This is a genomic window from Microbacterium sp. A8/3-1 (assembly GCF_040267695.1).
Lineage (GTDB): Bacteria > Actinomycetota > Actinomycetes > Actinomycetales > Microbacteriaceae > Microbacterium > Microbacterium luteolum.
Window position 1 is genome coordinate 2,114,862 of record NZ_CP158357.1, and the last position, 24,608, is coordinate 2,139,469.

A 24,608-nucleotide genomic window follows, 5' to 3' on the forward strand; every position below is an offset into this window, starting at 1 on the left:
GCTGCAGCTCGATCACTGGGTATGGCAGCGCCTGGATGCGGGCCTCAGCCGCAATGCTTGGATCGGTTGCGTCGACGGGAACCACTCCGTTGAAGTCCATATCCTCCAGTGTGAGTGCCTGTCGCGATTGAGGCGAGTGCGACCGCCGAATACGCTACCGCCCAGGTTTCGGCGCGATTCGATTTCGGCGGGGAGTTTCGGCGGATTGATCCTCGGCGTGTCGCGCGCCCGGTCACCGGGGCGGCAACCTCACCGAAAACAATCGTTTACGGCGACGTGTCGACCACGGCAGAGGATTGAAGCCCTGATCGTGCGGGGCAACCTTGGGGAACGGTTCTCGGGCAAACTGGAGCGATGAGCGAAGCGGACGTCGAGTGGTTCGACCAACCGATCGGTGAGGCTGTGGAGGTTCACGATCCGTCCGGCGAATGGGCTGCGATCGGACGCAGTTGGGAAGAGCGCCTCGGGCAGGCGCTTTCGCCGCTCCCCGTTCGGGTGGATCACGTCGGTTCGACTTCCGTGCCGGGGCTCGCAGCTAAGCCGGTCATCGACATGCAGGTCCAAGTGCCGAATCTCGCAGATGAACGTGCCTACTTGCCCGCGTTGAAGGGCCTGGGAATGGTACTGCGGGCTCGCGGAGCTGACTTTCGCTTCCTCCGGCCGCCAGCGGGACGCGCGCGCAACGTGCACATCCATGTCTGCGAGGCCGGCTCAGCTTGGGCTGAGGAACATTTGGCCTTCCGTGACGCGCTCCGTGGGGATGTCTCTCTCGCCCGAGAGTACGAGGGTCTGAAACGACGTCTGGCGGAGACTGTTGTTGAGCGCGCTGACTATAACCTCGGCAAGGAATCGTTCATCCTCGAGGTCGTCGCGCGGCACCTAGGCTCTCAGCAGTAGACGCCACCGAAACTCCCCACCGATACACGGTTGAGGTTGACGTTATTGGCATGCGTTCTGGGGCCGTTTCCCCTAACTCGCCGCAAACGATCGTTTCGGGCGGGGGGCTTCAGGCTCCGACGACTGCTCGCAAACGTCCTTCACAACCCGCAACCGGCAAATCGGTCATCCTGTCCTCGCGGGGCCAAGTGGGGGAAGATCACCCGTTGCCGCAGCAATAGCTCGAGCGACGATCAGCGGCGGATCCACAATGTCGCCCCGGCGGATGAGGTCATCAAGATTCGCAAGAGGCATCCTCGCCAGCTGCACCTGCTCGGTGGGATCCGAAGTGTCAGCGATTCCCGGGTTGAGTGCCCCAGTTGAGATGAAGAGGTGCGTCGGCCACGAGGCGCGGCCGGGATTCAGGAAGAAGGTGTGCAGATGTCGCAGATCTTCCGGAACTACCCCCAGTTCCTCTTCGAGCTCCCGTCGCGCCGCCGACATGGGTTTTCGTCCGGATGACCGCCTCCTCCTGGGAGGTCGTATATCCAGCGGTCAAGCGGGTACCGATACTGGCGAGAGAGAAGCACATCGGTTCCGTCTACGACGAGCGCCGCGACCGAGAACGGCAAACTCTCGTCGACTACGAACTGCGAGCGGGAGCCGTCTGGAAGTAGTACTTCGTGATCGACCAACGTCACGCGCCCCTGATGCACGACCGTCCGTCCGACTGTTCTCCACCGGGTTTCGAGTTGACCTTCCATCTGCCCACCCTAGATAGCGACCGAGTCGCTCGACCAAGGTCACCAGAAACGATCGTTTGCGGCAGGCCATGCGAACACCGAGTGGGCGCAAGCTGATGCGCACTGGCGTGCTTAGATCGCGGATGTGAAAGAACTCTTCGTCGTGACTCACCCCGAAGCAACCCATCACGTGGAACATCGCGTCGGAGGATGGTTCGACTCGGAACTGACAGAGCGCGGAGTCGAACAGGCTCAACGAATTGCATCGGCCCTTGCAACGAGCGTGCAGCCGGACCCAGCGCTCTATAGCTCCGACCTTCGCCGGACCGCCCAAACCGCGGCTGCTATCGGGGAGCAACTGGATCTTCAGCCGATATGGCTGGCCGAGCTACGCGAGAAGTCTTACGGCGCCGGCGAGGGCAAGCCCGATGCCTGGTTCCGTGAGAGATTCGTGCCGCCACCGCTGGACGGCGAACGAATGGACCATGACGAAGGTCTCGAAGGAGCCGAAACGAAACTTCAATGGGCGCGTCGCGTTTACGCAGGCATGGAGACGATCCTGTCCGACTCCCCTCGGCAGAAGATCATCGTCACCCACGGAGGATCCGCGACCCTGGTCATCGCTCGCTGGATCGGCATGCCGCTCGATGCTCTCACCCACGCGAGTTTCAAGGTGGACTCCGGCAGCATCACCCGACTGGTTGAAGACGACTACTTCCACAACCGCACGGTCGCTCACCTGAACGACACCGCCCACCTCGGCTCATGAGTCACGTGAGTCCTGCAGAACACGGTGAGATCTGGCGACCATTTTCGAGCACGCCCGTCTGCGAGTTACGCATCTGAGCCGCAAACGAGCGTTTTGGCAGTATCGCAGTACCAAACACCACGCAACGACCGGAATCCGTCGTCATGGCCTCATACGACGCGGCGCCCAGTTTACGTCGCGGCGGCGGATCACACTCTGGCCATGAAAGCCGTGGCCGGACGTTTCGGACGGTGAATGGCTGGGCGTTGGCTGACGCGCTGTCGCGTGCCAATATGGGGCCGTGCGGATCGTCGGAAGTGTCTCCCTGGCCACCGCAGCCACTCTTATCGGACTTTTCGGCAATCTCATGCTGGGCCTAGCCGGCCTCAGCTTGGCGGGTCCAGGCGTCACGGTCATCGAGTACACCGATTCGGATGATATCGAGCGGGCGATCGGTATCGGGATGGGCATCATCGCGCTTGTGGTCTGGCACGTGCTGCTGTTCCCTGCCGTGCTTGTGGGGCTGCGCGGCGGCCGCCCGACGCGCGCGCGGCGTGCCACGGTATGGATCGTCGTGGGACTGAGCACGGTCCTCGTGCTGGGGACGCTGATCGCAGTGCTCGCTACGCCGCCTCCCCTCAGCGAGTACCCGCCTCCGGAGTGGAACCGCGCTTAGCCCGCTCAACGGCGTCGCTTACACGGCTGCGTGGAGGCGTCCGCCCGAATAGACGAAAGGTACGTCAGGGTCCGGCGCGCAGGGCACGTTCCATCGCCGCCATTACCGACGACCGGTTCGACAAGTAGGCTCACGCCATGACGCGCTCTCGACCTGGTCACCGTTCACGTTGGTTTACCGTGATCCTCGCTAGCGCCTTCATCCTCGCAAGTGCGACCGGTTGCAGCGCATCCGGCGACGTGACCAACAGTGGCTCAACTGAACAGCCCGTAACGGCAACAGAAACCCCGACAAGCGGGGCGACGGCGGAGTCGATCGCAGCCGATGATGAAAGAACCTGTGCGGGAGTGGGCGACGTGCAGACCATCCTGCACAACGTCCAATCCGCGTTCTACAGCGAACGCATGGGACAAGACGAGCTGGACCAGTGGGCGGCCCGTGCTCTTCGGATTCTCCACAACCTCCCTGCCGCTGACGACGGTCAGGTCGCCGACGCCCTCGCCGTCGTGCAGGACGCTGCCACCGAGCCGCAGTCGCTCCTGACGCCCAGCGACATTCTCCTCTCCGCAGAAGAGGGCGCCCCCGGGGCTGAACTCTTAGCAGCGTGCGAAGCCGCGGGGTTCACGGTTGTCACGACCGGGTTCGTCGGAGGGTAACGCACCGGAGGGACCTAGTTGCTTGCAATGCGCCCTCCTCAGTTCGACCGCTAGTACGTGCGGTCGCGACACCAGCCGAAAGCCTCTGCAAGAACCAAGTTCCGGACCCCACTAGCGGCGACCGCCCGGGGAACCGAGTGGTACCGCGCCGCAAGCGATCGTTTCTGGCGGGATCTCTGACCTGCAGATACCCGCGTCGTGTACGACGAGGACGGCTCAGACCTATGTCCTGCCTCGGTGAACGTACGTTTGGCCATCATGGGTTCCCCAGAGGATAGAACTCAGATACAGTTCGCCCAACGCGCGAGAAGTTCAGGGACGAGGAAAAGACATGCGAGCATCGCGAGTGGTCGCTGTGACAGTAGCCGTCGGACTCATGCTCTGGGGAAGTAGCGCGGCCTTCGCTGCACCCCCATCGGCCGGAGTACCGGCCGACATCAAAGAAACCCCATCGGAAGACGGGTCGAAGCTCACCCCCGAAGAAGCTGCGCGCCAAGCCGCTCAGGAACCCTACTCGGCACTAGCCAACCAGGTCTCGCAGATCTCGGCGCAGAGCGACTCGGGGCATGTGGTTTCTGGCAAGATCGAAGTTTCAGCGAAACGATACGCCGTCACCTGGGCTGGCGAAGTACCGCGTGAACTTGCCGACCTGGTTGCCGTAGCAGGGGATCAAGGCATCAACCTTGAGATAGCACGATCCGCCCATAGTCGCGAAGACCTGCTGGCCGCTGCGATGGAACTGGCTCAGGCTGTACCGGATTTCGCTGGAATGAGCGTGTCGCTTGAGGAAGACGGATCCGGGCTGATCGTGGCCCCTCCCGTGCGCAATGACGAATCCTCAAAGGAGGCGCTTGCATCCTCGGTTGAGAAGCTTCGTACTCGTGGGATCGCAGTGACCTTCGATACCACCAAGCCTCCAGCGATCGATGCGGGCTGAGCTTCGGACAACAGTGAGCCTGCTTCCGCTCAACGATGAAGCTCTCGGCGCAGCCGCCGATGCCCTTCGTGCGAGATAGGGGATCGCCAGCGCGCCTTTAGCTTGCCCCGCCGAATACGCTCACCGAAACCCGTTTTCGGCGCACGTTTCTGGAGTTCGATTCAGCGCTTGTCGGCCCACTATGCCGCAAACGATCGTTTTCGGCAGGGCTGGAGATCACCTTTCGTGACCGGATCGGGGCGATCAACGGACCCTCAGGTCGATGCGCCGATCTTGGCGCGGGAAGCTGCCAGAGAAGAGCCGGATTCACGCTGCCCTTGCGGAGCCGGAAGCGGCATGGTGGGCTGGCGGCATGTCGTTCTTTCCGCCAGACCCCGTAATCCCCGAACCGGAAGAGACCGAATCGTCGCAGCCGACCTGGTGGCAGGCGCCCGAGGACGAGTTGCCTGAACTGCTGGCCGTCTCCGAGCTCCTGGCTGTGACAGACCACGTCGCGATCGCACTCGTGGGGATCGACGTTCACCGTGAGGGGGTCCAGCTCCGGGTGGAGCGGCGCCTCCGTCGAAAGGGTCTCCCCCTGACGGAGTGGAATGAGTTGTGCGGCGCGTTCATGGGGCACATGTCGTACGGCGGTCTGGTCGACGTAGCCGGTCGGCTGCGTTTCGGGGTCGTGCTCGCAGACGGTGAGAAGATCGTGACCGACGCATCCCCGTTCTTCGGTGGCAGCGATCCGATGATCGAACCCAAGGGGCATACTCTCAGCCGTCGGGAGCAAGGAGGCGGCGGAGGAGGGAGCACGTACTCCTCCGCGGACCACCTGTGGCTATGGCCTCTGCCGCCAGCCGGACCGGTCGAACTGGTCATGCAATGGCCGACACTCGGCATCGACGAGACGCGTGTGAAGATCGATGCGAGCATGGTGCCGGCACTCGCCGCTCGCGCTCGGCCCTACTGGCCGCGCTGAACTACGCGAAAGCGCCAGGGCGTCGATGGAGCGCGACGCAGTCGAAAACGATCGTTTGTGGCGCGGTTACCCAGAGGGATGCAGGGGATGCTGGCGCTCAAATACGCCGGTCTTGATTACGCCGGGTCACCAGTAGGGGACATGGTGTCCGAGGGGAGCCCTATCATCAACCCAACCAGCTCCCATCGCGAGAGGCAACGACATGGCAGGACTCAGCAGAGCGCAAATCGAAGCCAAGCTGCGCGCCGCTCAGCGTGAAGCAGAGCGCAAGTACAAAGCTGAAGTGGACCGCGTGAACCGCGAGAATAAGCGTCGCGTGGACGAGCACAACCGCAGAGCCGCGCAACACAATCAACAGGTCGTCCAGGCCCAGCAGCGCCGCGTGGACGCCTACAACGCTGAGGTCGCGCGCGTCAACTCCCACAATCAGCGTGTCAACACGAACAATCAGCGAGTCAACGACCGTAATCGCGCCATGGTCGCTGAGATCAACCGCCAGCTGCGGTCCGTCGCCACCACTGGTCCTCGGTACACGTCTTCCGAGCTTGAGCTGGTCGACCGCCTGCAAGAACGCGCTGCGGAGCACCCCGAGCGTGAGTACGACGCGTTCTTGAGCTACGCACGTATTGATGGGGGCGAGGTCGGCATTGCGCTCCGCGAGGAACTCGACCAGCTCGGAGCATCTGTGTGGTTCGACGAGGTGGCAATCACCCCGGGCAAGAGCCAAGCCCTCCAGATGGATAAGGGCCTGCGATCCGCGCGCTGCGGCATCGCACTTCTGACTCCGGCCTACCTGACTGGCCGCTTCTGGACCGAGCGGGAACTAGGAGCTCTCCTGCACAAAGAGACTCTGATCCCGGTCCTTCACAACGTGACATTCGCCCAGGTAGCCGAGTACAGCGGCATCCTTCCCGACCTCGCCGGGTTCGAGACCGCCCGTGACAGCGTTCAGGATATTGCGGCGAAGATCGCCGCCGCGATTCTCCCTACTTCGTGAGCTGGTGCAGGCACCTGCAAGTGGGCGGGGACGCTGAGAACGTGTGGACGATCTCAGGGTTTACGTGAGTTGTCGGCAGGCGCGGGCGGCTTGACGGTCGTTGCGGCTAGTTTGTCGAGCCGGTCCTCAAGCACGCTGGCGCGTCGGCGCGGGCGGACGCCAGCACTCACGATCCGAAGTATCTCCGGGTTATCTTCTGGGTGCTCTTCGAGGCGGGGCAGGTTCACCGTGAAAGTGTTTCTTTCACGAATCGCGCCCAGCGTCCCCCTCCCGATCGGGACGCGATCGACGAATACCAAGTTGAGCTGTACCAGTTCGTCGATGCCCTTACGCCGCGTGGTCTCGCTCAGCTTGTATCGCTTCGCCGCAACTGAGGGTGCGAACCACAGCCCTTCGAATGTTTTCCCTCGCGTCTGCTCGAGAAGAATCAGCAGCATGGCCAGGGCGGGGGCAGACAACGCTGCGATCCAGCCGTTCAACCAAAGGGTTGCGGGCAACTGTGTGTAGCGCGGCGCGTCCTTATCCTTCTTGGCCTTCTTCGTTATCCAGTGACTGCCAGGGTGCGAGTATGGCGCTCCAGAACCGGTCTCTTCCCGAAGGAACAGACGTGAGGGGTTCCCGGGGCGCCTCTCGGCTGCAAGGAATCCACCTTCCACCAGGCGTCGTATAGCTGCGTTAACGCGAGCGGCGCCCTTAGTTTCTGGCTCATCCAGACCGATCAGTTCAGCCCAGACGCGTGCCGGCTGTGACACATCGTAGGGCTCTCTCACGGCAACCCAGAGCATCGAGAGCAAGAGCTTCAGCTTGACCTCTCCCCCTCGACCTCCTCGCAGCATGAGAGTCATGGGGGGTGGCGTGTCCGGGTCCGAGGAGACGATGAAGGATGACCGCACGGCTATCCTCGGACGCTGCAGGCGAGCATTGAGTAACTCCGCGATGTGCCGCGCGGCGGCCAGATCGCCCATCTTCGCCTTCTTCCCGGAGATTACCTTGAGGTATTTCATAGTACGCCACGCAGACGATCTTTGCCACATCACACAAGCGATGGGTAGGCCCACACTCAAACCATATTTTGGTCGCCTTTCGGCCCGACTGTGCTATACTAGCAATGTCTATGTTGCGCTCGACGACCATCGCTGCTACAGTATCTCCTGTAGCAGCCAAGCCCCGTCAGGACTTCCCGGAACTTGACGGACAGGGAGCAAGGGCAAGAGTGCGTTGTGCAACCTGCCTCTGCTACGAACTGGGTGGTCCTCGACTCTGCGCCGCGGCGGCAGGTTCGAGGGCCATTCGGCGTCCCGACGGTTTGCTCGCGGCCAACTCGCCGCGTCTACCAGATCGCCCGTGCCGCGGCTCGCGCAAGCTGCCCCTGGCTCAGGGGCGGGCTGATTATGTTCAGTCAGCCGATAGCTTGAGATCGAGAATGCGCTGCCACTTGATGATCTCCGTTGCATCTTCAGGCCGGAGATTTCGCATGTGAGCAAGTCGATTTCGGATCGGCACCACTTGAACGCCGAACTGGCGCCAGTGAGCAGGGCTGAGCCCGAGGGCTCCGATCTCCGCTCGATCTCTCAGCTGCAGCAGTTCCCCAAGAGAAAGCCATTCAAGAGGGTCTCGAAGTTGCTTTATGGTCGTGGCCCCGAGGTACGCCGAGTCGGTGGCGCGTTCGAGAACCTTGGTCCTTAGGTCGCCGTTCAAACACTGAGAGCGCCAGTTTGTGGCCCACGCTGCAAGAGCCCGCCGACGAATCACCTGGCGGATCGAGCGCTCGATTTTCCAAAGACCGGCGGAAACCTCTGCTAGCTGTCGCTGCGGCTCGAGCGCATCAGCCAGGGCCTCATCGAGCGCCTTCCTCAGCGGGACGAGATGCTGGGGAAAGTTCCACTTGCGGGTCATGCCCTCAGCTACGGTGACACCGGCTCCATCGAGCGCCTCCAGTTCGCGTGCGCTCAAGGAGTTTAGAGCGTGATCCCCGGTCAGTGAACTCTCATAGATCACTCGATCGAGCGACGCGCACACGTCTATCCCCAATTCCGCCACAGTGCGACGGAGCACTTCGCCCGGAGGGATCCCGTCGTCGGCGCACGTTGGCCATTGTTCGACCGTCGAACCTTCGATGGGCGGCGCATGCACCAAGCTCGCGTCGTCGAGAAGCTGGCTTCCTACTGCAGGAGGGAACGCGACACGCGGCGCGCGTGAGAGCAGCACGATTCGCGTGCCCTCGTCGACGTCCCGCAACACTCGTTCACGGAGGACGCCCATCGGAATCGAGGAATCCGGAATGGCCATCGACTCCATTCCGTCTAGGACAACTGTGGCGACGCTGTCGGCCGAGTGACTTTCGTCGAGGTATTCCCTGGCCGTCATGGCAACGGCGGGCGAGTTCAACAACGCACGACGTGCGGGCTCGTTGCTAGAACCTAGTTGCAGGAAAACTAGTCCGAACTGTCGTGCTCGTCGGTGGACTACCTCAACCCAGCTGGAGTAATCGACCGCAGTCATACCAATTCCAAGAGCACGCTAACCTCAAACTCTCCATCGTGTTCATGAACCAACCCGAGATCCTTCAGCCGTCGGACCGCTACACGCTCCGATGGCGCCAACTCTTTGAAGTCAGCGGGGCTCTCCATCAACACGTCGAGCATCACCGCCTCGTTGGCGTAGTACCGCTTGACGTGCTGCACGATCTCCTCGATGTGGCCCTGCATACGACTTTTCCAGTCGGTGAGTTCCGTCAGCACGGACGCTCGGGTCATCGTCCGCTGGAAATCGTCCGTTGGCAGGTGTCCGACGACCGCCGAGCTCAGGTTTCTATAAAGAAACGCATGGCCGCCGGAAGCCTCGTGAAGTGCCTCAAGCGCGCCCGGTTCGATTTGTATCCCCATCTTTCCGCCGACCGTGCTAGCTAGAACGTCGGCTTCCTCCCGTTCCAACGGCTTCACGTAGACGGCCTTCGCCCACGAGAACAACGGATTCGGCCGGCCGTACAAGCGTCCGCCCTCGACGATCGCGCTCGTCAGACCGGCGAGTATGAACGTGAAATTCTCTGACTCCTGCACGATGCTTCTGAGCGCGGACAGGAACTGCGCTACCCGCGGCATGTCCCCCTCCGCAATATCAATGCGATCAGCGGGAGTCAGGTACTCGATCTCATCGAGAAGCACGAGAACTCGGTGTCCATCCTTGTGAAGTCGCTTGAGTATCGCCTGCAGAGCGTTCTTCAGCTCTAGGATGCTCGGTCGATCCGGTAGCTGAGACAGCTCCTGCGTTCGCAAGCTGTGGGACTTTAGCTCTTCGATGAGGCGACGCCTAAGATCGCTAACGATATCGTCTGTGGGGTCCTCAGGCGGTGCGGGAAACGTCTCCAGGTCCATGAGTACCGTGACTACCTTGTCTTCCTTCAGTTCCTCCTTCAACTGCATGAGAATGCTGGTCTTGCCCGACTTTCGGAGGCCGAACACGCCTGCCACCTGCTGGCTGAATACGTCGTCCCGCAACGACTGAAGCAGAGTTCGTCGGCCGAAGAAGCTCGCGCCGTGGACGGGAGTTGTCATGTAGAACAGATCCCTGGCGTAGATGTAGTTGCGGAGCAGAGTGATCAAGGACAGTTCATCTTCGTCATCGATCAAGAGGGGGATCGCGAGCTTCGCGGGTCGTGACCAATCGTTTAGCTTGATGCGCAGTCGCTGGTCTGGTGACCACATGAAGAGGATGTCCGGCGTGACGGATCGGTCAGTCTTTGCCAGCTCCTTGAGCGCCAAGTGCAGCGTGCGTCCTTGCAGATCTTCATGGGGTGAGTAGAAGATCATCACCTCACGGGTGAACCCAAATCCCGCTTCGATGGCTGCGCTGAAACGCACATGTACAACAGCACAGTCCTTGAATCCCTCTTGTCGGCAGAACCCTGCGTACACCACCTGAGAGCCCAGGCTTTGGAACGCATCAAGGTGATCCCCAAAGATGGGAAACCTCGAGCGAACCCGCTCGATATTCGCCTTCAGATCTGGGCTGTTGGGAGCGGGGACTGCTCCCGACCTCCACCCAAATTGCCGGGCGGAGGGGGCTGTCGGATCGAAATCAGGTCGATCTACATGCGGATAGAGATGTTCTCGCCGGACGGGCGATGGGCGAGGCGAGCCGGGTCTCGGAGGTCGTGCGCCGAAGGACACTCTCACTTTTCGCGCGACGGGTGCCTCAATGGTCGACGACGGCGACTTCACAAACTCACCGAGATCGCGAAGGCGTTGCATGACCACTCTTGCGTCGAGGCCCAGCTCGGTCGCCAGTTCGTGCACACGCATCTTGGACATCATTGTCTCCGCTTCTCGGGGCACGCCGACATCGAGAGTTCCCGCGCGGTTCGCCTGTGAATCATCATCGCAACAACTACTGAAGATTCTCGGCTGATCTCACTAGTCAACGACGGAAAGTCAACGGCGAACGCTGGAGGCTCCTACTCCGAGCACGCGCCCGATGCTGTCCCAGCTCTGCTGCTCGGCGCGCATCCGCTGTGCGGTCGCGATGCGCTCGGGCGTCATCACGCTCGGCCGCCCTCCAACGCGGCCTTGACTGCGTGCGTAATTGAGGCCGCGCTGCGTGTTATCTCGGATGGTGTCGACGCGGAGCTGTGCGAACACCGCGACAATGCTATAGAGGGCTCAACCCATCGGCGTCGTCGTGTCGATCAGCGGTTCAGTGAGGCTGACGATGTTCACCTGTCGGGCGTCGAGGTCCTGCAATGTCTCGATCAGAACGCGCTCACTACCAGCGAGCCGATCGAGGCGGCGAGCTTTGAGGGTGTCCCCCGGCCGGAGGTAGTCGAGACAGGCCAGTCACTGCGGCCGATCGGTGACGCGGCTGGACTCGCCGTGGTCAACGAACACCCGTTCGCAGCCCGCGGCGCGCAGCTCCGCTTCCTGCGCCTTGGGGTTCTGCTCTCGCTTCGAGACGCGGGCGTAACCGACTTCGTGTGCCATGCCGAAAACGGTACCGCCATAGTTCCGGCGCGTTTAGGGTTTCGGCAGGGGGTTTCGGCAGGTCAAGCGTCGGCGTGTCGCGCACCTAGTGTGACTCGCGACGATAGATGTCGCTCAATGCGCGCGTCAAATAGTGGCACGTCTGCCCATGTCGGAGTTTCATTACGCGAGATTGAGAGTCAAGGCATCGGTGACGCGGAGGCAGACGCTACGCAATATTGACCAGCGCACGCGCGGGAGGATCGCACCGCGTTCCCGTGGTTTGGATCGGCGCTGACAGCCACCTCTCCGGATCGCCGCAGGGTTGACCCACTTCACCTATCGCGTCCGAGAGACGCGGATACAGTCGTGACGAGGGGGTCCGCGGTGCGGCGAGTTGACTGCTCACAGCAGTAGTGGTGCGTTGACGTGTCCCTCAGGCAGTTGTCTCTTCTCGGCGGATTCTGGGTCGATGCGGCGGGACGCCAGCCCAGAGAGCGGTCGTTGCGGCACCGATCGCGGCGACGATCCAGCCGACAGAATTGCTGCTGAGCGCGGCTATGGCGACGATGGCGGCCGTTCCCAAAGCGGTGCCGAGTTGTGCGCCGGTGTTGAGGATTCCGCTGGCGCTACCGGCGATTCGCTCGGGCACGTCGGTGCCGAGGCTGGTTGCGGCGACGGACGCGAGTCCGATGCCCAGGCCGGCAAGTCCGAGGCTGATGGCAATTCCTGCTGCCGTGGTCCCGGCGATGACGAGGGCGAGATTCCCGAGGGCAATCACTCCCAGGCCTGCCCCTGCGACACGATGAGTCGAAACCCGGGAGAGCATCGGTTTCGCCACGGCAGAGCCGACCACGACGAGGAGGCTGAAGGTCATGAGTGTCAGGCCTGCGGCGACGGCGCTGAGTTCGAGCGTGCCCTGAAGGTAGAGGGTGGCCAGGACAGCCGAGCTGCTCGTGGTGGCTGTATTGACGAAAGACAGGAGTGTTCCGTGGCGAAGGTTTCGTGACGTGAATGCGGCGGGCGAGATCAATGGCTGGCTTGCGCGCCGCATCCGTGCCCCGAACGCTACGGCGACGAGCATAGCGGCTACGATCAGCGTTGCGGCCAGGGTGATGCTCGTGCTCTGCTCGATGCTCGCTGCCCCGGCGACGGCGAGCATCACCGCACCGATCAGGAGTATCCCACCCAGTAGGTCCAGGTTTGTCCCCGCGGTATCGGGTCGCAACCGGGGTACAGTGAGCAGCAGCGCAAGGGCAAGCGCACTCCCGAGCGGGGCATTTATCCAGAAGACGGCTGGCCAACCCCACCCCTCCACCAGGACGCCGCCAACGACGAACCCGGCGGCACCGGCGGCTGCACCGGCGGCGCTCCATGCGGCCAGGGCGCTACGGCGAGCCGCGGGTTGCGGTGCGACGTGAAGGAGCAGACGGAGCGCGCACGGCACCGAGATTGCAGCGGCGGCGCCTTGGACGGACCGAGCCACCAGCAGCTGCGGAAGCGACTCGGCAAGCCCGCCGATGACCGATACCAGCGCGAACCCGACCACCCCTAGCGCGAGGATACGGCGGTGTCCGAACCGATCGCCTAAGCGGGCACCGACCACAAGCAGACCGCCGAAGAACACGGCGTACGTGGTTACCAGGGGGCCTGCCGCTGATTGAGGAGCGTCGAGCCCGATCAGAATCGCAGGGATGGCCGTGGTCGCACTGGTCACCCCCATCACGTCCACGAACTGGATCAGACAGAGGACAGGTATCGCCAGCATCGCGCGACGAGCGTGTGAATCAGACATCGGTCGCGGGGTCGAGCGGGCGTCGACGATCGAGAGCAGCGATCCCGAGAGCACCGAAAGCGAAGACGGTGGCAATGGCGAACATCGCGAAACCACCGATCGGGAGGAACGCCCCGGCAAGAGCGGCTCCGCTCGAGGAGCACGCGACCTTGATTCCGGCCATCGAGATGAAGACCTGTCCAGCCGCACCCGGGGGCGAGTACGCAGAGCGCGCGGCGAGGCTCGCCGTGAAAAGCACCCCGGATGCCGCACCGATGAGGGCGAAAACGACATATCCGATCGGTGGCCAGGTGACCAGCAAACCCAGCCCGAACGTGGCGGCAACGACCGCTCCGGTGCGGATGACGAGCCGGTTAGCCTCGCCCCGAAGCGGAACCATGATCACCCCGAGAGACGCGAGGAGATTGCCCACACCGAACGCGGTCATCAATCCGGCGGTGTTCGCGGCGGGCATCCGGGCCTGCTCAGCGCTGGCGACCGCGATGAGCGGCATGGCGCCGAGAGGGATGGCCGTGATCGCGGTGATGATCGTCGTCCGGAACAAGCCCGGCTCGCGGAAAAGGACCGACACCGCACGCCAAGGATTTGCCGTGGTGCCTTCCTTCTTGCCGTCGACCACCCGCGGTAGTGTCAGAATCAACGCGGCACCGATGATGGCGACCACCGCGGTCGCGCCGATCGCCGAGAACGGGCCGAACGCCGCCGCGGACACTCCGACAAAGGCCGGGCCGATCGATGCGCCAATGCCGTACGTCAGCGCATCCATCCCCTGGACACGGCGGGCGGTTCGCGAGGAACGCCCCGCGAGATCGCTAAGGCGGCTGCTCAGACCGCCGGTAAGCATCGGGCCCATGGCACCGGCGACGACCAGACATCCCGCCGAGGCCCAGACCAGGGAAGACACCAAGAGGATCGCAGCCCCAAGCAGAGCCACGCCATACACGACTCCCGCCGTCGCCAGCAGGGCCCGTTTCGCCGTCCACCGGTCCAGAAGCGGCGCGACGAGCGGACCGGCGAGGTGCGGAAGCGTCAAGCATGCGGCCAAAATTCCGGTCCCCGCTCCAACGCTGACAGTCTGCGCGGCGAGCACGACCCCGACGATAGCCGCTGCATCCGCTCCACGGAGCAAGCACGCCGCGGACGCATAGACCGCCAGTGCCCGACGTCGATGTGTCCGCAACACCTCACGTGACATCGCGGTCGCTCTCGCGCGTTCTGGCATGCGCGGCGATCGGGTGGAAGAGCTCCGATGCGGTCTCGCGGTTCATCACCCGTTCCTTTTCGTTAGCTCGCATCACTGGCTTGTGTGGTGACTCCAGCCTTGACGCGTACGGCGTCACCTGTCAAGCTGGTGACATGTTCACGTTCGTTTCGGGAACGGCGGCAGCGGATCTGACGGCCACCCTCGCTTACAGGCACCATGATCAGCCCCACGAACTCCTCTCGGCACCGGACGACCTTGCGCGATGGGCCTCAGACGCAGGGCTGGTCGAGACTGGGCTGGTCCCCACGCCCGCCGATCTCGAGCGGGCGAAGGAGCTGCGCGAGGCCATCTACCGACTGCTCTCCATACGCGCTCGCGGCGACGACCGCCTGCCGCGACAGGCCGTCGATCTGGTGAACCAGATCGCGGCGTCTCCTCCGCTCACTGTGTCCTGGCAAGATGACAAGCTCTGGCGCACCGGAAACGCCTCGCAGTTACTGTCGTCCCTCGCGCGCGATGCCCTGCACGTGCTCGAGACATGGCCGTCTGACCGAATCAAGGTATGCGTCGGCGACGACTGCAGCCGCGTCTTCATCGACATCTCGCGCAACGCGTCCCGGCGATGGTGCGGCATGCGCGAGTGCGGGGACAAGTCCAAGGCCAAGGCATACCGCGCGCGGCGCAAAATGACAGTTCGCCCACCTACGCCGTCACCGTGACACGTCCCTTCGTGGGCGGGAGCGTCACCCATCTCGCCGTGACTTCGAGCACACCATACGGGGCTATTCGCAAACGACCGTTCATGAGTCAGTCGACGCTCTCCTCGCTGTGAAGTTGCTCGTTAGGTGGCGGTGTTCTGCGATCGCTTCGTGGCGCTAGTTGCCGGTGACGAGGATGCTGGCTGCGGCTTCGATGACATCGTCCGTGATGGTCTCGAGTTCGTTGATCTTCAGCACTCGGCCGATTTGAGGCGTTTGGCCTACTGGAGCACCGGACCTCTATCGTGAGTAACATGGCGGACGGTCATTATCGAACAGCTGAGCGAGTTGCGGCGAGACTCCTGGGTGACGGGCGTGCGACCGGCGTTGTTCTGCACGGATCCGTCGCGCAGAACGCTCACCGGCCTGCTTCGGACGTGGACCTCGTTGCGATCGGTCCAACTTCTGTCGGATTTGAGATCCTCGAGGTCAACGGCCTGCGGATAGAACTCATCACCCGAACGTTCGACGGCTGGCTGGAAGCTTTTGCCAGAGAGGTCCCCGCCTGGGCCTACGCGTGGACTGACGGCGTTGTTCTCGTCCAGTCCGGACGTAACGCTGAATCCCTGGTTGCCGCCGGCACAAGGGCCCTCCAGTCGTATCGTCCGCGACGGTCCTCTCTGGTCGAGCACGTGGAGTTCTGGGAGCACGTGCGACCAAAACTTGCAGAGGCTGCGAGTCGGGGTGACGACACCGAAATCGGGTACTCCATGGGATTGTCGATGCAGCGACTGGTGGAGTCGCTGTTTCTCATGAATGACGTCGTTCCTTCGCCCGTATCGAACATGCGAACGTTCGACAGGTTGCTCCACCTTCCTGCTCCTGAACGTCTTGATGCTCGGTTGAGAACGATGCTCACTCATCCGGATGTGCGTACCCGCGCGCAAGAGAAGCTAATTCTCATCGATGATCTCGTGGAAGCGATCCGCGCGAAGCTAGACCGACGCCCAGACTGAGCTGAGGCATCCCGCAGGCCCTCCGGAAACGGCGTCCTGCGAGCGGGAGCGCTTGCGGCGGTAGTCGCTAATAGAGCATGCCAGGGACATGCCCGCGGACAGCACCACGAAGATCACAGACGCCGGACGCCACCATTGCGGAAGGCGCTCTGCGAACAGCAACCTCGCAACGCCGAGAACGAGGGCGACTCCAAGCAAGGATCGGCTCCCTACATTTACTCGACCAGCCTATCCACGGACTCACACGACTCTCGTAGCGGTGTTCGGCGGTTGCGGGTGCAGTCGATCGCTCTGTGGCGACATGTTCTGCTGGACCGCCCCCACACGGTGCACGATTCATCGAGGGACGTGAACGTGGAGCGCTACTAACTCGCATGAAATTTGGACGCAAGCACGCCTGCGGCCGCCTCATTTGCCGTTCGGGAGATGTTGTGGCTGAGTACTGAGCATGGCAAACCGAGAATGGTGCTGGAGTAGTGAGTTCCCAGGGTGCGAGATGGTTCGATCTGCTGCCGAGCGTCTGCGTTCGGGAGGTTCGGGCTCGCTATGAGGTGGTTTCGGTCCAGAGCCACCGCAGCGCGTCGGGTAGGAGAACACCTCCATCGTTCGGGCCGTGCCCTCCGTCGCCGGTTATCAGTCTGAAGTCGTAGCCTGCTCGAGCGAGGGCCGCGGCGTCATAGGGAGACGGAACCTCACTAAAGGCGACTTCCGGCGTGCTTGCGTCAAAACTCCATGCGTAGTCATGAGCGCACCACGCTCGCTCCGCTCGCTGAGTTTCGCGCCGTGTGAGGGCGGTCCGTTACGAGTGACGATCGATCTCTTTTGTGAACATCAGGGTCGCGTCGTCATCTAGGGGCACGGTCTCGCCGGCGGGCACCGGTCGGGTTGCGTACATCAGGCGAGCTCCGCCGACTCGTGCAAGACATCCAGCAGCACTCTGATGTCGTGGGGCTGACAATCGCGGAATACATTCCCCGTCAAGCCATGCGGACTCAGGCGCTGCTGCGAGGTTTCCCGCTGCTCTAACACCACGGGAGACAGGGCCGCCGTCTCGCACTCAGACGTTTCAGCAGCCGCTCAGGGCATGACCGGCAGGGACGACGCGGCGCTCAGACTTAATGCCTGCACGAAACGAGAGCGAGGCGAGCAACGCGCAGAAGCCGATACTGATAGCGCTGCAAAAGAGGAAGCTCTGCTCGGTCGGCGAATCAGGCAGCAACCCGTAGAACGCAGTGGGGACCACGGCTAGTGCGTTAGAAGACCTGCGTCAGCCACGGCGGCATCCAGTGCCCCCGGACGATGGTGCTGCCGGCCTCGTGGGTGGTGAGGAACGCGTAACTCTCGGGCAGCGACAGAGTGAATGAAGCGACAGTTTGTCGGTGTCAACGCCTAACTCGTTCCTCCGACTCACACCACGGGGCTAACGCGACGTCCCGTAGCTTGCACTTCTTCGCCATGAGTCGCGGCTAGCGAGACCCAGCCTCCCCGGTACCCCGCGCTACCTGAGGATCAAGGCTGCCGCCTTCTCTCCGATCACGATCGAAGGAGCGTTGGTGTGACCACGGATGATCCCTGGCATGATCGATGCGTCCGCGACTCGAAGCCCTTGGACGCCACGCACCCGCAGCTCTTCATCAACTACTGAACTAGCGTCTGATCCCATTCGTGCGGTACCGACGGGGTGGTACAGGGTGTGGGAATACTGGTTGATCGCGAGCGCATCGCGTTCAGCGCGTGACATCGATTCTGCGCCTTCAGGTTGAATGAACTTGCCTTTCGTGACCGCACCCAGCGCCTTGGTCGCAATGAGTTCCTCGCACACGGCCAGACCCGCGGTGAGGGCAGCCCGGTCGTTGCCGTTCGGGTCGCTCAGGTAGTTCGGGTCGATGAGTGGTTTGTCGAACGGGTCGGCGGTTGCGAGCGAAACAGTTCCGGTGCTTTCGGGCTGCAGGAGGATCGCACCCACGGTAAGACCATGGTCGGTGTGGCCGATCAGTCCCTCACCAATGAAGGCCACGGGGGCGAAGATCAGCTCGATGTCGGGTAGGTCGAGCTTCGAGTCGGTCTTGATGAACCCATAGGCCTCGGCGACGTTAGAGGTGAGCATCCCTTTCTTCTGAGACAAGTAGCTCACGAGCTGGCCGGGCTTTTGAGCGAGGAAGAGGGTGTCTTTGTCGGTGTCGACCGCTAGGAGTGAGACGAGGTGGTCGCGTAGGTTCTTGCCAACTTCCGGGGAGTGCGCGACGACAGCGATGCCCAGCTTCTGGAGCTCCACGCGATCGCCGATACCCGAGAGCAACAGAAGCTGCGGGGTGTTGACTGCGCCCCCGCTGAGGATGACTTCCTTGGCAGCGTGCACGGCCTTGGTCACGCCTCCAGTCACGTATTCGACGCCGACTACCTTCGTGCCCTTGAACAGGACGCGAGTGGTTTGGGCGCCGGTACGCACTACGAGGTTCTTGCGCTTGCGCGCGGGCTTCAGGTACCCGTCGGCCGTGCTGACGCGCGAGCCCTTTGCCTGCGTGACCAGGGTCCGGCTAATGCCCTCCTGGTCCTTGCCATTGGCGTCGACGATCTTCAGCCCGAGCTCCTTGGCGGCATTCAAAAACACCGCGGTGTGCGAACGCGGGCTCCGCTGCACAGAAACGCTGATGGCCCCGGATGCCCCGGTTTCGGGGCCGCTCGCTCCTTCGACCTTCTCCACCTTGGTGAAGTAGGGCAGTAGGGACTTCCACGACCAGCCGGGGCCGGCTGCCTTGCCCCAGGCATCGTAGTCCTCGGGGAATCCGCGCACCCACATCATCGCGTTCATGGATGACGACCCGCCAAGCATCTTTCCGCGGGGCCAGAAGATGCGCCGACCCCCCAGCTGCACCTGCGGCTCGGTGTCGTAGTTCCAGTCGTGGTCGGAACGGAACAGCGACGAGAATGCTGCCGGGATGTGGATCTCCATCTTCTTGTCCACCGGCCCGGCCTCAAGCAGAAGCACAGTGTTCTTGCCGTTCTCGCTCAATCGGGCAGCCAAAGCCGAACCGGCCGAACCGGCGCCGACCACCACGTAGTCGTGGGTTTCGGTTGCGGCAGCGACGCCACTGGCCGCAGATGTCGCCGTGGCAGTCATGCCGCCACCTCCGCGGTGCGGAGGTCCTTGCGAAGGATCTTGCCTGACGAGGACTTGGGGATGCTGTCGATCATGACGACCTGTCTTACTTTCTTGTGGGGGGCCACGCGTTCGGCGACGTAGGCGATGATGGCCTGATCGTCGAGTTCGGCTCCGGGCTGGAGCACGACGAAGGCTTTGGGCACTTCTTCACCGTCGTCGTCGTGCCCTGCGATGACCGCGGCGTCGGCGATGCGGGGGTGACTGATAAGTACGGCTTCGAGCTCAGCCGGGGCTACCTGATAGCCCTTGTACTTGATGAGTTCCTTGAGGCGGTCGACCACAGTAACGAAGCCTTCCGCGCTCACCGTGGCGATGTCGCCCGTGTGCAGCCATCCGTCGGCCTCGAGGGTCTCCGACGTGGCTTCGGCATTGCCCAGGTAGCCGGCCATGATGTTCGGGCCGGCGCACAACAGCTCACCCGGCGTGCTCACCCCTGACGCAGGCACGGGGATTTCCTCACCGGTCGCGGGGTCGATGAGTTTGCTCAGCATGTTCGGGAGCGTGACACCGACCGAGCTCAGCGGGATGTCCGCGCGGTCCAGCGGGATCACGTGCGACACGGGGCTCATCTCCGTCATGCCATAGCCCTGCCGCACGCGGCAACCTAGACGTTCGGCGACCGCAGCGCCAATCCCGCCATCGAGGGGCGCCGCCCCTGAGAACACGGTGTGCACGCTCGACAAGTCATAATCATCGATGAGCGGGTGCTTCGCCATGGCCAGGGCGATCGGAGGAGCGATGAACACATAGGTGCACTTCTGATCCTGGATGATGCGCAGGAACTCAACCAGGTCGAACTTCGGCATGGTGACCAAGGCTGCGCGACGGTACACCGCGAGGTTCAGGAGCACCGTCATCCCGTAGATGTGGAAGAACGGGAGCACCGCCAGCAGACGGTCTTCGGGCACCACCCCGATCAACGGCGCGGCCTGTGCGACGTTAGCGACCAGGTTGCGATGCGTGAGCATCACGCCCTTGGGACGCGCGGTTGTTCCCGAGGAGTACGGCAGTACAGCCAGGTGCGTCGCGGGGTCGAACGTCACGATCGGAGCTGTCGCGTCGAGCGCCAACAGATCCCCTAGCGATGGATGCTCTGGCGCGCCGTCAATCACAATGACGCTTTCTTTCCCGATGCCCACGGATGCTGCCGCCGCGGCGGCAGGCGCCACCAGCGGAGAAACCGTGAACACGAGTTTCGCGCCGGAGTCCCTCAACTGCGAGGCAATGTCCTCAGCAGTATTGAGCGCGTTGACAGTCGTGACTGTCGCACCCGACCGGAGAATGCCATGAAACACGGCGAGGAAGATCGGCAGATTGGGCGAGTGCAGGGCGACAACGTCCCCCACACCGATACCCCTGGCCGCAAGGGCACCGGCGATTCCGTCGATCTGCCCGAGGAGTGTGCTGTACGTCGTCGCGGCTCCGGAGGCACCGTCGATGGCGACGGTTCGTTCGAGGTCGGTCGGCGTGATGGAAGAGAAGAGGTAGTCGTAGACGCTGAGGTTCGGGATCTCGACGTCGGCCAGTGGGCTCGTGAAGGGCATGAAAATCTCCTTGGGTCGTGTCTGGGGGTCGTTACGCGCGGAATGCGGCGCCGAAGACGGCGGGCATCCGCAACCACCCCGGCTTGGCGGCGAAGCCACTGAGCAACCGGCCGGTGCTCTGAGCGCTGCGCGACGTCACGAACCACGGGGGCTTGGGGAACAGGGCGAACTCGCCGTGAGCGAAAGAGCGGGGGAAGGGCCGGAACGGCCCTTTCACCACGGTTCGTTCGGGTTCGCTGATCAAGAGCGCATTGTGCACGAATCCGCGCCCGCTCTGCGCATCATCGAGGGTGTGCCCCGGGAAGGCACCCCACGGTGCGGCCGCGGTGAGGAAGCCCACTCCTGTCCATGCGTTGACACCGATGGTGCCGTAGTGGAGGTTTGCGATCGCTTCACGGAATCCGTTGCGCATGGATTTGATGTCCTTTGGCCCGGCGATAATGTTCGCGCCGAGAGTACCCAGCAACTCGTCGTTGGCGGTGGCTACGGCCGCGTCGAGGAACTTCTTCCCGGTGCCGGGGAGCTCGATGACGCCGAGCACCGGAGAGAAGTATTCGGTGGTCTGTATCGCCGAAGCGTCGTCGCCGGCCTCGATGTCGATGAGCAGGCGCCCACCGCTGTCGCCGTGGCGTTCGGCGTTCGGGTAAGCCTCGTGTGCTTGCGCGACCCGATCATCGCTGCCGGGATACCACGCCGTGCGCGGTGGCGTGCGTTCGAGGGCGGATCGTAGTTCGTCGAGGAACTGTTTCTTCTGCTTCCAATCGCTGGATAGAAGCACGATCTGGCCCGCGATGCAGTTGTAGCCGCCGTTGTGCAGTCGCATGGTGGCCACATGCTCGGCCTGGTATCTCAGGTCGTTCTTCGTCCAGTTACCGGGAACAATGATGATCGGGGCGACACCGCCCAGCTCGCTCGTGATCGGCTTGTCGAGTAGGGGCGTGCGGGCCGCCTTGCGCTCGCGACCCTCCTGGCCCGGGCCGTAGACGACTACGTCGTGGGTCGCCGCGCTTCCCGTGATGTGCACGTGCGAGATGCTCGGATGGTGGGCAAGGTAGCTGCCAGCTTCAGCGCCGCCCTGAACGATCCGCAACACGTTCGCCGCGATCAGAGGTGCAAGCGCCCGGGAATACACCGACCCCATCTTCGCCATCACTGGGTTGAGCTTCAGCAGCACCACTCGGTTGTTGGCAACCAGCTCATAAAGCACGTCCAAGGGCGGGATAGAGGTGATGTTGCCGGCACCGAGGACGAGCCCGATGCCCTGCGTGAGAGAGGGCCGATGTTCGGCCAGGCCCGCGTGCGAGAGCACGGTCGAGGCACCGATACCCGGCGGCATCCACACTTCAGCGCTGAAGCCGTGCAGCAGGATCGCTTCATGCGCACTGTACGGCAGCACGGGCACCGTCACGCGGCGCCCTGGGGCGGTACCGAACTTGACTCCCGCGAGCGGGCTCTTCTTCTGGACAAGAGCCTGCACTGTATGGGCGAGCATACCGGCACCGGTAAGCACTGGGTAAGGGCCCGAAATCCACTCCTCCCCCACGGCCTGCGAACGCGGGTCGAGACCCTTGATCTCACTCGCCGTCTCCGCCCAGTCCTTGGCCGCATCGGCCACGGCAGCATGAACTCGACCAAGAAGTGCGGCGCGGTCGGCAAGGGAAAGCTTGGACCACGCCTTCTCCCCTACGGCAAGTTCGGCGATGACAGCGTCAAGGCCTTTGCGGTCTGTGTCGGAGAAGGCGGCGTAGTCGGCTTTAGCCGATGGGGCCGGCTCGGTGAGTGTCATGGATCTCCTTTGATCGATGACGCCCAGTCTCCACGTCAATTGCTCAGATACGAATGGGCGCGCGCCCCCAGTTCCACCCGACCTTTTATGCCCCAGCACAACGAAGTTGGCCCTAATTCGGCTATCGTCATCGCATGTCGATCTACGAGGATGTAGCCAAGCCCACCACCGACGCTCCGGTTGAGCTCTTCACCGAACTGCTGGGCTCAGTCGACGTGCTCAGCGACCGGGTCGTCCAGCAAATCCTCAGCGGCGAGCACGCATACCTCGAAGCGGCGATCTCGTCCGAGCAGTTGCGCCGGATCGTGCGTCTGAACGTGCAAGCTTTGCTGGAGACACTCGTCGGTGTCCTGGACTCGCTGGAGGCCCCGCGCACGGCCGGTCGGCTGAAAGCCGAGTATGGCATCCCCATGGCAAGCCTCCTCCACGCCTACCGACTGGCTGGGCTCGCACTATGGGACGAGATGATCAACAGGTCTGCCGCAACGAACAGCTCAGAATCCCTGCTGAGGGTCTCGTCCGACGTGTGGGGAATCATCGACAGGTTCTCCAGCGCCGCCGCCGAGTCGTATCGCGAGGTGACAGACGAGAAGGACCGCCGCGACCAACAGGCCCGCAGTGTCATGCTCCTCAGCCTGTTGGATGGCACAGCAATTCAGCGGGATGCCAACGGCATACTCCGGGGACTGGGCCTATCCGACCGCGCAACCTACCTTGTAGTTGTTGCCGAATTGAGCGGAACTGGCGCCGACCCACTCCCTTCTATCCCCGCTCGCCTTCGAGCTGCCGGGATAGCGTCGACGTGGGCGGCATGGAAGGGTGAGCACGTCGGTCTGCTCGCGTGCGAGACCTGGTCCGACACCGCGGCAGCCGCAGCGGCCATCGCGTCGTCGGCGATGACTCGCGTCGGTGCCAGCCGTCCCTTCACGTCCATGCAGGATGCACCGGAAGCGCTTCGCCAGGGGCGCATCTCCCTCGAGTGCGTGCCCCCTGCACGCGTGGGGGTGCACTCGTACGGCTCCGCGCCACTCGACACCCTCCTCGCCGGACAGCCCGAATACGCAGCCGAGCTACGGCGCGACGTGCTCGGCCCGATCCTCGCTAGTGCGGAGGCCGACTCCTTCATCGAAACCCTTGAAGCCTGGTTTGCCGCGGAAGGCTCGACCTCCGAGGCAGGTCGCATACTCCATTGCCACCGCAACACTGTCGGCTACCGACTAGGACGAATCGCCGAACTTACTGGTCGCTCCGTGTCGCGCCCGTCGGACGTCGCCGAGCTATTCACCGCCGTCCGCTCCGTGCGACTCTCAGGCGGTTAGCTTCCTACGATGGCTGGCTACGGCCGGTTAATTCAGGTCGTCCGGGCTCGGCGGAAGACTCAGTGAGCTGATCGAGCAGGGTAGCGAGGCTGCCCCGCGCGTAGAGGGACCCGGCGAAGTCCGACTCCGAATGCCTGGGGAAAACCCAAGCCTCAAGCGAGCGAGCGTACGTGTCGAGAATAGCGCTCACCGTCGGTCCCGGCTGCCAACTGAACCGACGACCAAGCTTTGTTACCGGCCTCTCCAGCACGTCCACCATTGCGCCAACAAGATCGCCTCTGGACGAGAACAACGTGACCGCCGCTGTCATCACCCTGCAGTGCGCGCAATCGCCGTTCGGCGCGGATGATCGTCCCGCACAGATCGATGGGCCGGGACCCGGCGAGCGCGACGTCTCATCCATCCAGGCCACGCGCAAAAAATGGGACACCGTCTCTTCGACGACAATCCCGAACGTGATCCGCGCGTTACCGCTTGGGCGACGGGTCCTGCCGTGTTCGTCACTATGGACTTCATGCAGCGGCGACAGTC

At 63.0% G+C, this 24,608-nt stretch carries 20 protein-coding genes and 2 pseudogenes; 10 read left to right on the top strand and 12 right to left on the bottom strand.

Going from position 1 to position 24,608, the window contains the following annotated elements; translation table 11 throughout:
- The first annotated feature begins 354 nt into the window (after nt 1–354).
- Nucleotides 355–897 carry a GrpB family protein gene (locus ABS642_RS10435; RefSeq protein ID WP_350353280.1) on the top strand — a complete coding sequence of 181 codons (543 nt, stop codon included), beginning with the start codon at nt 355–357 and terminating at the stop codon, nt 895–897.
- A gap of 165 nt (nt 898–1,062) precedes the next feature.
- Here the strand turns inward: ABS642_RS10435 and ABS642_RS10440 are convergent, their stop codons facing one another.
- Nucleotides 1,063–1,380, bottom strand: coding sequence for an NUDIX domain-containing protein (locus ABS642_RS10440; RefSeq protein ID WP_350353281.1), 318 nt, complete (start codon nt 1,378–1,380; stop codon nt 1,063–1,065).
- Nucleotides 1,381–1,764: 384 nt separating this feature from the next.
- On the opposite strand from ABS642_RS10440, the gene ABS642_RS10445 reads away from it, so the two are divergent.
- The 6 genes from ABS642_RS10445 (at nt 1,765) to ABS642_RS10470 (ending at nt 6,597) form a co-directional block, all read left to right on the top strand.
- Entirely contained in the window at nt 1,765–2,388 is a 624-nt protein-coding gene (locus ABS642_RS10445; RefSeq protein WP_350353282.1) for a histidine phosphatase family protein, read from the top strand.
- Nucleotides 2,389–2,668: 280 nt separating this feature from the next.
- Nucleotides 2,669–3,043 (top strand): hypothetical protein, encoded by a 375-nt coding sequence (locus ABS642_RS10450; protein ID WP_350353283.1) that lies wholly within the window; start codon nt 2,669–2,671, stop codon nt 3,041–3,043.
- Between the two features lie 404 nt (nt 3,044–3,447).
- Nucleotides 3,448–3,699 carry a hypothetical protein gene (locus tag ABS642_RS10455; protein ID WP_350350995.1) on the top strand — a complete coding sequence of 84 codons (252 nt, stop codon included), beginning with the start codon at nt 3,448–3,450 and terminating at the stop codon, nt 3,697–3,699.
- A 331-nt stretch (nt 3,700–4,030) separates the two neighbouring features.
- Nucleotides 4,031–4,636: a hypothetical protein gene (locus tag ABS642_RS10460; RefSeq protein ID WP_350353284.1), complete on the top strand. Its 606-nt coding sequence runs from the start codon at nt 4,031–4,033 to the stop codon at nt 4,634–4,636.
- A gap of 352 nt (nt 4,637–4,988) precedes the next feature.
- Nucleotides 4,989–5,600 carry a hypothetical protein gene (locus ABS642_RS10465; protein WP_350353285.1) on the top strand — a complete coding sequence of 204 codons (612 nt, stop codon included), beginning with the start codon at nt 4,989–4,991 and terminating at the stop codon, nt 5,598–5,600.
- A gap of 202 nt (nt 5,601–5,802) precedes the next feature.
- The gene (locus tag ABS642_RS10470) at nt 5,803–6,597 is read left to right on the top strand and encodes a toll/interleukin-1 receptor domain-containing protein (RefSeq protein WP_350353286.1); all 795 of its coding nucleotides are present in this window, start codon (nt 5,803–5,805) and stop codon (nt 6,595–6,597) included.
- Nucleotides 6,598–6,650: 53 nt separating this feature from the next.
- Here the strand turns inward: ABS642_RS10470 and ABS642_RS10475 are convergent, their stop codons facing one another.
- The 7 genes and pseudogenes from ABS642_RS10475 to ABS642_RS10505 all read right to left on the bottom strand — a co-directional run bounded on the left by ABS642_RS10475 (nt 6,651) and on the right by ABS642_RS10505 (nt 14,437).
- Nucleotides 6,651–7,562, bottom strand: coding sequence for a hypothetical protein (locus ABS642_RS10475; protein ID WP_350353287.1), 912 nt, complete (start codon nt 7,560–7,562; stop codon nt 6,651–6,653).
- 430 nt (nt 7,563–7,992) lie between these two features.
- Nucleotides 7,993–9,099 (bottom strand): hypothetical protein, encoded by a 1,107-nt coding sequence (locus ABS642_RS10480; protein WP_350353288.1) that lies wholly within the window; start codon nt 9,097–9,099, stop codon nt 7,993–7,995.
- On the bottom strand, nt 9,096–10,910 hold the full coding sequence (locus ABS642_RS10485; RefSeq protein WP_350353289.1) for a translation initiation factor IF-2 N-terminal domain-containing protein: 1,815 nt from the start codon (nt 10,908–10,910) through the stop codon (nt 9,096–9,098). Before ABS642_RS10485 ends, ABS642_RS10480 begins: the two co-directional genes overlap by 4 nt.
- Nucleotides 10,911–11,027: 117 nt before the next feature.
- Nucleotides 11,028–11,234 (bottom strand): hypothetical protein, encoded by a 207-nt coding sequence (locus ABS642_RS10490; RefSeq protein ID WP_350353290.1) that lies wholly within the window; start codon nt 11,232–11,234, stop codon nt 11,028–11,030.
- Between the two features lie 21 nt (nt 11,235–11,255).
- Nucleotides 11,256–11,573, bottom strand: a pseudogene (locus ABS642_RS10495) (recombinase family protein).
- Between the two features lie 415 nt (nt 11,574–11,988).
- On the bottom strand, nt 11,989–13,347 hold the full coding sequence (locus ABS642_RS10500; protein ID WP_350353291.1) for an MFS transporter: 1,359 nt from the start codon (nt 13,345–13,347) through the stop codon (nt 11,989–11,991).
- Nucleotides 13,340–14,437 carry an MFS transporter gene (locus ABS642_RS10505; RefSeq protein WP_350353292.1) on the bottom strand — a complete coding sequence of 366 codons (1,098 nt, stop codon included), beginning with the start codon at nt 14,435–14,437 and terminating at the stop codon, nt 13,340–13,342. Before ABS642_RS10505 ends, ABS642_RS10500 begins: the two co-directional genes overlap by 8 nt.
- Nucleotides 14,438–14,703: 266 nt before the next feature.
- Here ABS642_RS10505 and ABS642_RS10510 point away from each other — a divergent pair, with 266 nt between their 5' ends.
- Entirely contained in the window at nt 14,704–15,270 is a 567-nt protein-coding gene (locus ABS642_RS10510) for an ABATE domain-containing protein (protein ID WP_350353293.1), read from the top strand.
- Between the two features lie 156 nt (nt 15,271–15,426).
- Here the strand turns inward: ABS642_RS10510 and ABS642_RS10515 are convergent.
- A pseudogene (locus ABS642_RS10515) lies at nt 15,427–15,522 on the bottom strand (ATP-binding protein); the annotation flags it as partial.
- Between the two features lie 41 nt (nt 15,523–15,563).
- On the opposite strand from ABS642_RS10515, the gene ABS642_RS10520 reads away from it, so the two are divergent.
- Entirely contained in the window at nt 15,564–16,265 is a 702-nt protein-coding gene (locus ABS642_RS10520; protein WP_350353294.1) for a nucleotidyltransferase domain-containing protein, read from the top strand.
- Between the two features lie 1,498 nt (nt 16,266–17,763).
- Here the strand turns inward: ABS642_RS10520 and ABS642_RS10525 are convergent.
- The 3 genes from ABS642_RS10525 to ABS642_RS10535 are packed head-to-tail and all read right to left on the bottom strand — an operon-like array spanning nt 17,764 to nt 22,758.
- Nucleotides 17,764–19,386 (bottom strand): GMC family oxidoreductase N-terminal domain-containing protein, encoded by a 1,623-nt coding sequence (locus ABS642_RS10525; RefSeq protein ID WP_350353295.1) that lies wholly within the window; start codon nt 19,384–19,386, stop codon nt 17,764–17,766.
- Nucleotides 19,383–20,972, bottom strand: a complete 1,590-nt coding sequence (locus tag ABS642_RS10530) for an AMP-binding protein (RefSeq protein ID WP_350353296.1) — start codon at nt 20,970–20,972, stop codon at nt 19,383–19,385. Before ABS642_RS10530 ends, ABS642_RS10525 begins: the two co-directional genes overlap by 4 nt.
- A gap of 31 nt (nt 20,973–21,003) precedes the next feature.
- The gene (locus tag ABS642_RS10535) at nt 21,004–22,758 is read right to left on the bottom strand and encodes an aldehyde dehydrogenase family protein (RefSeq protein WP_350353297.1); all 1,755 of its coding nucleotides are present in this window, start codon (nt 22,756–22,758) and stop codon (nt 21,004–21,006) included.
- Nucleotides 22,759–22,892: 134 nt separating this feature from the next.
- Here ABS642_RS10535 and ABS642_RS10540 point away from each other — a divergent pair, with 134 nt between their 5' ends.
- Nucleotides 22,893–24,077 carry a helix-turn-helix domain-containing protein gene (locus tag ABS642_RS10540; protein WP_350353298.1) on the top strand — a complete coding sequence of 395 codons (1,185 nt, stop codon included), beginning with the start codon at nt 22,893–22,895 and terminating at the stop codon, nt 24,075–24,077.
- The last annotated feature ends 531 nt before the right edge of the window (nt 24,078–24,608 follow it).